This window comes from Candidatus Hydrogenedentota bacterium, from assembly GCA_035416745.1.
In the GTDB taxonomy this organism is placed as follows: Bacteria; Hydrogenedentota; Hydrogenedentia; order Hydrogenedentales; family SLHB01; genus UBA2224.
This window is the reverse complement of sequence record DAOLNV010000143.1, coordinates 1-8450: the sequence shown is the minus strand read 5'-3', so window position 1 is coordinate 8450 and position 8450 is coordinate 1. Positions and strand designations below refer to the sequence as shown.

The 8450-nt window shown below is 58.0% G+C and carries 6 protein-coding genes; all 6 read right to left on the bottom strand.

Features of this window, described 5'->3' with window-relative positions; all coding sequences use genetic code 11:
* On the bottom strand, positions 1-866 hold an 866-nt coding region (locus PLJ71_22030), incomplete at its 3' end, for a TIGR02452 family protein (GenBank protein ID HQM51368.1).
* A 155-nt stretch (positions 867-1021) separates the two neighbouring features.
* On the bottom strand, positions 1022-1615 hold the full coding sequence (locus PLJ71_22025; GenBank protein HQM51367.1) for a hypothetical protein: 594 nt from the start codon (positions 1613-1615) through the stop codon (positions 1022-1024).
* Between the two features lie 112 nt (positions 1616-1727).
* Complete coding sequence (locus PLJ71_22020; GenBank protein ID HQM51366.1) at positions 1728-3014, bottom strand: hypothetical protein; 1287 nt, start codon at positions 3012-3014, stop codon at positions 1728-1730.
* A gap of 135 nt (positions 3015-3149) precedes the next feature.
* The gene (locus PLJ71_22015; protein HQM51365.1) at positions 3150-6458 is read right to left on the bottom strand and encodes a Swt1 family HEPN domain-containing protein; all 3309 of its coding nucleotides are present in this window, start codon (positions 6456-6458) and stop codon (positions 3150-3152) included.
* Positions 6459-6505: 47 nt separating this feature from the next.
* A complete protein-coding gene (locus tag PLJ71_22010; protein ID HQM51364.1) occupies positions 6506-7435 on the bottom strand; it encodes a hypothetical protein in 930 nt (309 codons plus the stop codon).
* Between the two features lie 29 nt (positions 7436-7464).
* Positions 7465-8450 (bottom strand): hypothetical protein (locus PLJ71_22005; GenBank protein HQM51363.1); only part of this gene is annotated, 986 nt, incomplete at its 5' end.

Below are 8450 nucleotides of genomic sequence, written 5' to 3'. Positions count from 1 at the left end.
GCAAAAGCATCACGGAAAGGTCCAATGAATCTCCGCTCCGGCGACCAATCCGTGATGGCGAACACGATGTCGGAGAACGCTCCGGCAAACGGACCTTCCAGTGCATGGCGGAAATCGCGGGCAGTACGATGTGGGTCGTTCTCAAAAGCACCGCAACCCCAGGCGCCTAAAACGAGCGCGGAATATCCGTATGCTTGTGCGACTGCGAGGACGCGGTGGATGCGTTTTGCCAGAAGGTCTCCCGCTTTCGGCTGGCCGATGTCGGGGGCATAGGGGGCCGCGCAGGTAACGAAATTGAGCAGCCAGGGACGCTCCAGTGCCGTTCCGTCGTCGTTCCGAAAGACCGGAACGTTTGGCGAATAAATGACCCAGTCGGTGGAATCCGGGGTCGGGCGCTTGCGGTGCACCGAATACATCGGGTCGTCGATGAGCGTGAGGTACAAGGCACTGGACCGGCACAGCGTCTCCTCTTGAGCTAAGGCCCCGTACAGGAACCCGCCTCCGGGGCAGACCCCGTTTGCGAAGTTAAGCGCCAGTGGTTTCATTCCAGAGTCGACAAACCGCATTGCGGCCTGGAGGGTGGTCTCATTGGAGACCTGGACGCGCGTCTCGCGGAAAGGAGTCTGCTGTCGAACGGGAAGGTCCGCTTCCGGCTGGATACTGACCTTGGCAGCGCACGCAGCCTTTACTTGGTCGTGCCAGTCGACAGTTTGACCCATCTCCGTAACGTAGCGGCCGGCACGGGCCATCTCGACCGCCGAGCGACCCAGGTCAGCCGCCGTGTCGTAGTGCATGACCAATTCTCGCTGGCGGACTGCGGCGACTTCGGGCGAGTCAAGGCAAGGCAGTACATTGAGCTTATTCATCTTCTTCCTCACAGTTTTGGCGCGGCCTTTGGTGCCACCCAAGTCCCTATTGGAGCGCTGCGGGTCGCCGGGACACCTTCGCTGGCGTACTAGTGCGATAACCCTGAACCTCATGCGCGGCTACAGGCCGTCACGGGCGTCCGGCTCATTGAAGTTCACATTTCGTCATTGAAGACAAACTCCTCGACCTTTTTGAGAAAGGGCAGGATGTCCTGATGTGTAAGCTCTGCGGGCGAACTCGAACTCAATCGTTGAAACTCGAGAGCAAGCAACCTTTCGTCATCAGCTTCGCCGGTTTCTTCGTCAGAGTCGATGTCTTCAAGGTGGTTCTCCAAGAAGGATGAGAAATCCTCATCTTCCTCGAGTGCCGATAGTGCATTCGCATTGAATTCAGCTGTCGAACCAGCTGCCAGGACTGTAAACTCGTATGTTGGATAAACCACTTCGATACTATCCCCGAAACCGTCGACTTGGCTTAAGTTCCCGCTCGCCTTTATCTGCTCCCTAAATTCTGCCAATCTCTGCTCAAGTTCAGCACGCTCAACCTCCAGGTCTTCGTCCACTTCACCCCGGTTGGAGATTGCCTCGTCCACTCGGTTAATGAATTCGTCAGCAATCATCACAGCGAGTTGTGCCGGGGTGGCTTCGGTGAAATAGCGAAACGAATACGCACGCCCGAGATGGTCTGCATGTATCGCATACTTTACGAGCGCGCAAAACTGTCTAGATTCTGAATGTGTTTCCATCATCTACCCCTCTCACGTTGTTCCGATCTCTCAGCGGCCCGCGATCCGACCTTCTCGAAGGACCGCGGTTCACGCGTTCGATTCTCTTCATGTCGTGTCATGGCGCGGCAAATCTTCAGTCTACAAGGTCCGTTTGCGTATGATCCTTCTCTTTTGCCGCTTTGAACTCGTCAAATGGCTTATCCCAATCAATCAAGGGAAACGCCCGCCGTAGGGCGACCCCGAACCCGGGTTCATTGAGTGTTTCGTAAGTCACATCACGGAAATGCACGTCCAGGTGCATTGCGCTAATAACTGAATCAGAGTCTGGAAATGTGCGGCTGATCTCCGATTTCAGCCAGTTCTTGGCCTGCTCCTCAGTTGGTTTGTCGCCCGTTATCTGACCCCGCAACAGTTGCGGAGGCTGGTCAATGACGATCTGCTTGTAGTAGTCGACTATCTGGTCGAGGGAGTCCTCTAGATGCTTCTTGAGCTCTTGCCGCACCTTTTTTTCGTGCTCGACAATTCTCTTCCTGAACTCCTCGATTGCATCATCGAACTCTTTTCGCTTCGCTCGCAATAGTACACGGCCCCACGGCTTGCCAAGAGGTTTTGTATACGCATCCCGAATGGCGCGAAGTTCGTCATCCAATCCTTTCGAGGACACCTCAGTACCTCGTTCTATCAAATCAAAGGTTGTCTTGAGTCGATCCCGAATCTGAGATGCTGCGCCTATGTCCGTAATCGATGGCGGGATGTGGACCCGCTTTCGCTCGATAGCACATCCTCGGAGCGATATGTCCACATACTGAATATATGGATGAAAGACTCGCACTTGCCGTGACACGTTAAACGGAATAGGCGGTACCATTTTAAGCTCCTTAGAAACTGATTTGAACGTTCGCTCGGGAACTTCAGAAAGCCCCACCTCCAGCTTTGGGGGCGGGGCATCCACAGATTCTGTATTCGGGCCTAAGTCGAGCCGCTCGCGAGCCTCAGTGTTCGCCTGGAGAGATATCCGCTGCACGACCCTTTCGACCTCGTTTGGGCTGAGCCTCACAGCATTTGGTGTCTCATCGCTATGGACCTCATCCTGGACGCAGAGAGCCGTAGGTGTAAATACCCAACCCGAATCATCCACGACCAGGACGCCGACACGCAGACCCGTGCTTTGACGAAGGAGTATGTCTCGTTCCCGAAGCAGGGCAATAGCTGAGATCGCCCCGTATCCGAGGCGCATGACCTCAGCATCACAGTCCAGGACGATTTCTATGACTGCGCCGTCAACCCTCTGCTGGAAATCCAGGACCGCTTGAGCGGTCAATTCGTGTATGGCTGGAACCGCAACGACCACGCGTTTTTGAGCACCTCGTATTATCGCTGCCATCTTCTTACTCGACATGGACTCGAAGACTTCGCTCATCTGCTCCTCCCATCCATCACAACCTTCGGTCGATCAAGAACACTAATTCCTCTCTTAGCGCCGAACTTGTTGGACGCCCCCACGCAGACTCTTCTCCAGAAATACCCCTATTGTTCTCTCTGGGAAGCCGAACCCTTATTCCTTCTCAAACCCGTGCGACTTGAATTTCAGCGTCTGGCAATTCTCGTTGACGGTCCGGATTACCTTCTCCGGGAAACCTTTTTCGTATTCGGCCGTGATTTCAATGGTGATCTCGACGTTCGAGCCGACCAACCCCTGCATGTGCTGGACCACTTCCTCAGCAATGGTTCCGGCGGCTTTGCCCAAGCGCTCCGGGTCAACGCTGACAGAACCGTGAAACCGTTTGGGGGGCAGTTCCTTTGGCGTCGGCTCTTTCACCACGCCGTTCGGCGCCTTGACACCAACCCCGCCACCGCCATCGTGACCGCTATCGGCATCCTTCGTGGTTCCTGTGTGTGATACTGCCTTGCTTTCTATCTCGAGTTGCCGGGCAGCTACACCCGCTTTGACCACAAGGCTTGAAGGGTCCGCGATGATGCTCGTCACCACGCCCACCCGGAGTCCCGAATACCGTTCTTTCGCTTCGTCCCATCCGCTCGCATAGGCGAATGCGTCTTCCTGCCAGGTGAGAAGCTGCACGCCATCCTGCACCGCGGCAAGCAGAACGTCTGGATTCTTCAGCTTCGGCAGGTAGGTGTATTGCGCAAAATCATCAATGAGCTGCCGTATTTCGACGTGTGCGCCACGCCATAGCGGCACGCGGTCGAGTTCAAGCCGCAACGTGACTCCCGCCATCTGGTCAACCAGAATCCCATCGGTCTTAAGTTTGCGCGAAGCCCTGACAGCGAGGGCCTCCTGACCCTGCAGACGGACCTGCTGCCATTCCAGCCTGTCAGTGGGGCTGGACTGAGCGGGCACCAGCAGCCACTGATACGTTTCGGGAATACGCTGCTTGACCGTTTCGTCAGCCTGTTCCCGCTTTGTAACGGCCTGCCTGGCTTGGGCTGCATCCAGGTTGAGGGTCTCGACCTCATTGCCAATCGATACCCACGCGAGGTATTGCCGCACGGCCTGTTCCAACTCGGTCAGGCGCGCCTTATCCGCGGCAAGAAAGACCAATGCATTCCGGTAATGACGTGGACCGTTGCCGTGCTTCTCCAGAAGCTCTGCCGCAACCAAGCGTCCGGGACTGGCCTCATTATTCGAGGAATGACAGTTTTCCGGACGGAGGATCACGAGGCGTGTTTCCCTGTCGTCAGGCACGTCGCCGCTCGAATTAGGGCACGCGTGCACCTTCGTAAAATCGCCCCGATAGACGGCCTCTTTCCGCAGGCGTTTCTCGACCTCTTCCAACACCGTGTCCCGGTCGTATTGCAGCGCACGGTCCTGCGCAAGACGCAGGACGGTTTGCTGCGTTGAGTACCAGTAGCGGTTTCCCTCGACGTATAGATGGTAGGCCCGGTCAGTGAGCCGCCTCAGCGAATCGCCGAATGTAGCAACACTCTCGCCCGGCTGTGCGCACCCCAGGCGGATTTGTCGGTCCTCGAGTCCCTTGTTTGCCGAGTGCTGCAACGGCGCCGAGCCCATGAAGATAGTCCGCGAAACGCGCCGTGTGGCGGAGTAGCGCCCAAGGTTGGGATTCTCCCGGTCCAATTCGAGCGGGAGCGAATTGTGCCCGTCGATGTCCCGCTCAATCACGGGAATCCACGGATCTTCCAGATAGTATGTAAGCAGCGGCTGCACGCTCAGGTCGTCAAGCGGAATACTGCTCGGCATGATTAAGAGCCCGGGATCCTGCCGTTCCCACAGCACGTGAATGACGCTCGCCATGATGCGCAGTACGCCGCGGGTGCGCTGAAACTTGTCCATGCTCGACCAGTCTTCGTAGAGCCTGTCGAACAACTCCGGATGAATGGGATAGCTGTTCTCCAACCGCCGCCGGTATTCCTGCTCCCGGCAAACCGACGGGAACTCCTGCGGCTGCTCCTGATACATCCGCGAGAAGGCATTCAGGACGTTATCGCGAAGAGGATACTTCTCCGGAGCGAGGGGTTGGAACAGCCGCCGCCGGACAATCTCAAAGCTCTCCTCCGCGCTGGCGGGGCGCCACGGCGATTCGATGCGCCCAAAGATGTTCTTGAGCATTTCGAGCGCCTTCTGACCGTACTCACCGCCGATCTCGATGTCTGACTCCGGCAGACTGGCCACCAGGAGCGCATCGGCTACGGACTTGGCGGCCTCGGTCAGCGACTGAACAAACGTAAGGTTGGACTCCAGCGTCCCTCCGGGCAATCTGATGCCCTCGTGAAACTGCCGCAAGTAGGCCACCCATTCGTCGATCAGCACAAGCGCGCTGCCGCACTTCCGGAAGAGTTCCACCAGAACTTTCGACCCCGGGCTTACTCCCTTTTCATCCGCTTCTTTCACAAGCGCATAGCCCTTCTTTCCGAGGAGTTGCCACGCCATGTCTCCCCAGAGCGTGTGGACGACCGTTCCATCGTCTTTTTCGTCGGGCTGGCCGGGAGAAATCGCCGTTCCGACCAGGACCGCCCGCTTGGCCACGGGCGGCTGAGGGATCTTCGCGCCTTCCAGGATTACATCCGCCCCCGGCAACTCTTTCGCGCTGCGCCCCGAGAACAGATGGTACAGCGCTAGCATCGAGTGCGTCTTGCCGCCGCCGAAATTCGTCTGCAACTCGACAACGGGGTCTCCGCCGTTCCCTGACAGGCGCCGTGTCGCGTTGACCAGCAGCTCGCGCAGGCCGTCCGTCAGAAACGTCCGCGCAAAAAACTCGGCGGCATCACGATACTCCGCTTCGCCCTCGCCCCGGCTCACCTGGGCAAGGTCGGCGGCGAATTCCGCCTGCTGATACCGGCCGGAAGCCACATCCGGGTGCGGTGTCATCACGTCGCGCCACGGTTTCAATCCCGCGGCGGGCTGTCCCTCGATAGCTGTCGCCGACGACCGGCGGCGCTCGTAGCGCGCCTGCTCTGAGAAGAGGTTTCGCATGAGTTCCTGGCGCATCCGCGCCACTTCGGCCGATTCCGGCGCCGACACCGACGCAAGCAGGCGCTGTACGGTGTCCAGCGCGCGTAACGCATCATCCGTTGAGAAGTTCTCCTCGTGCGCCCATCGGTTCCGATATCCCTGCAACTCGATCACGAAACCGCGATCATCCTTGCTCAGGACTTTGCCGAACACATCGTGCCACTTCGAATTCACCACATGCAGCAGCGTGTACGTGTCCCACCGGTACTTTTTCTCGTTGAGCGTGGACTTCTGGCTGGACGTAAAACACTTCTTCGCCTCTTTAAGCCAGTCTTTTCCGAAGGCGGTCTGCAGTTCCCGTTCCGCAAACGGCACCAGACCCTCCTTAAGCGCATCCAACGCTTTTCCCACCCGTTCCGCATTGCTGAGCGCCATCGCCTGTATCCTCTCTTACGTAATTGACCGGGAGTCGCAATCCGAGCCTAGACGTCTCCCTGAACGTTTTCAAATGCCTGAATCAGGAGCGCCTCCAGTTCTCGCGCGCTTGCATGTTTGGACACTGGTTTGAGGATTGCCTGGTTAAAGCTTTTGTCATAACGCTGAAACTCCCAGTTCTTGGCCTTGAACGTCTTCGCCGTTTTCTCCGGGATCTTGATGGCGACGCGCCAGGCATGCGTCCCTCCCCAGTGGACGCTGATGGGATTCTTGTTGCCATACTTGAATCCCACGTAGTACTTATTGATCTTCTGTTGCAGCTGCCACCCCTTTCGTTTCACAATTTCTTCAATCTGTTTGACCATGCCAAACAACTCTGCGGTGGCCTGCTTCCCGTGTTCTCTTTCGTAGAAGGCCCGGTCGTAATGTTGGAGAGCTCTTGTCACTACGTTCCTGGGCTGAGTCTCCTCCTCCAGCTCCTCCACAATGATGAACTCTTCACCCTCATAGACGAACCGCCTTACCTCCAGCAATTCCAAGTCGTAGCCGATCTTGTAGCTCATTCGCAGCACGTTGCTGCGGAAGCTTGGGCCAATTACTATCACCCTGATTTCCAGAGCCTCCCAGTTGATAGTAATGTCCTCAGGGCGGTCCGGCACCTCGAGCCAAAGGGCTCTTATGCTGTCCGGATTAGTCTCCCCCCAGATCGCATACTGCAGGACTTGGGGCAACACGTCTTCTGTAACCTGGGCGTTCTTTAACTCGATCAGGCACACTTTCCCATCCTGGTCCACGCCAAGCATGTCAGGAATGCCATCGTGGCTCCCGCTGCGTATCTGCCGTTTGAAGATAAAAATATCCTCAAGGAGTTCCTGGTTTTCGTAGACATACTTCTCAAAGTCGGCCTCGGACTGAAAGGGTGTATCGACAAGATTGGCCGTCTTACCTTTGCTCGTCTTCCAATACAGATTCAGCATTCTTCCTGCCCCCTCTTTTTGAAACTCTCCTATAAGAGCTCTGCTTGTATCCCCCCGCGCATCTCCATCCCTGCGGCGAGCTTGGTGATTTCGGGCCAGGCGATGACGAGGCTGTTGTAGGCGATGGCTTCCTGGGCCCAGCCTTTGCGTTCGCACACGGTGTAGAGGCGGTATGCGAGGTCGCGGGCGATCTCGGCGTAGTGCCCGACCTGCCGCACCAGCCGCGCCGCGGCCGCTTCGCCCTCCGACTCCAGCGCATGAATCAGGTGCTGGGTGATTTCCCACACCGTGAGTCGCGTATCCTTGGTTGGGTCCCAGTGCGGGTCGAGTTCGCCGCGGCCGAGCAGCCGCACCTTTCCCGCCCGGGCCTTGAGGAACCCCGCCTCGGTCATCCCCTGCACCGACGTGTCTTTCGCCGTGGACAACGTCTCGGCGTCGCCGTACGGCCCTTCCTCCATGCCGTGCTGCTGGAACCACGTCAACGCCCAGCGGGTGTCGGCGTCGAACTCGCCTTCCTGCTGGGCGAGGAACTCGTCCAGCACCTCGTTGATGAGCGCCAGCGCCGTCCGCACCCGCATGGGCGACCCGTCCGGCTCGATCACCTTGGCGTGCCGCGAAAACACCGCCATGCCGGGTCCGATGGCCGCCTGTGCCAGGTCCACCGGCGCAACGTTCCCGTGCTGCAACAACCGCAACGCTTCCGGCAACTCGCGTTTCAGCGCCGTCATGAACTGCCCCCGCGTGGCAAGAGACGCACTTTCCCCGCGACACCGGCACACAAGAACGATGCTGGAGGCGAGGGCGTTCTGTTCCAGGTTTCGCAGTCCCCCGCTTCTTTCCGTGCGTATGGGCCATGTGCCCGTGAGAGCGAACCCGGCCTGCATGACCGCTTCGAGAAACGTCTCCCAACCGGTGCTCCTGGGAGCGCGTGCATCTTGCACGCTCTTTGCCTTTGCGGCCGAGACGGCCGCGCTCCCAGTTTCCGTCACGCTCTTTGCCTTTGCGGCCGAGACGG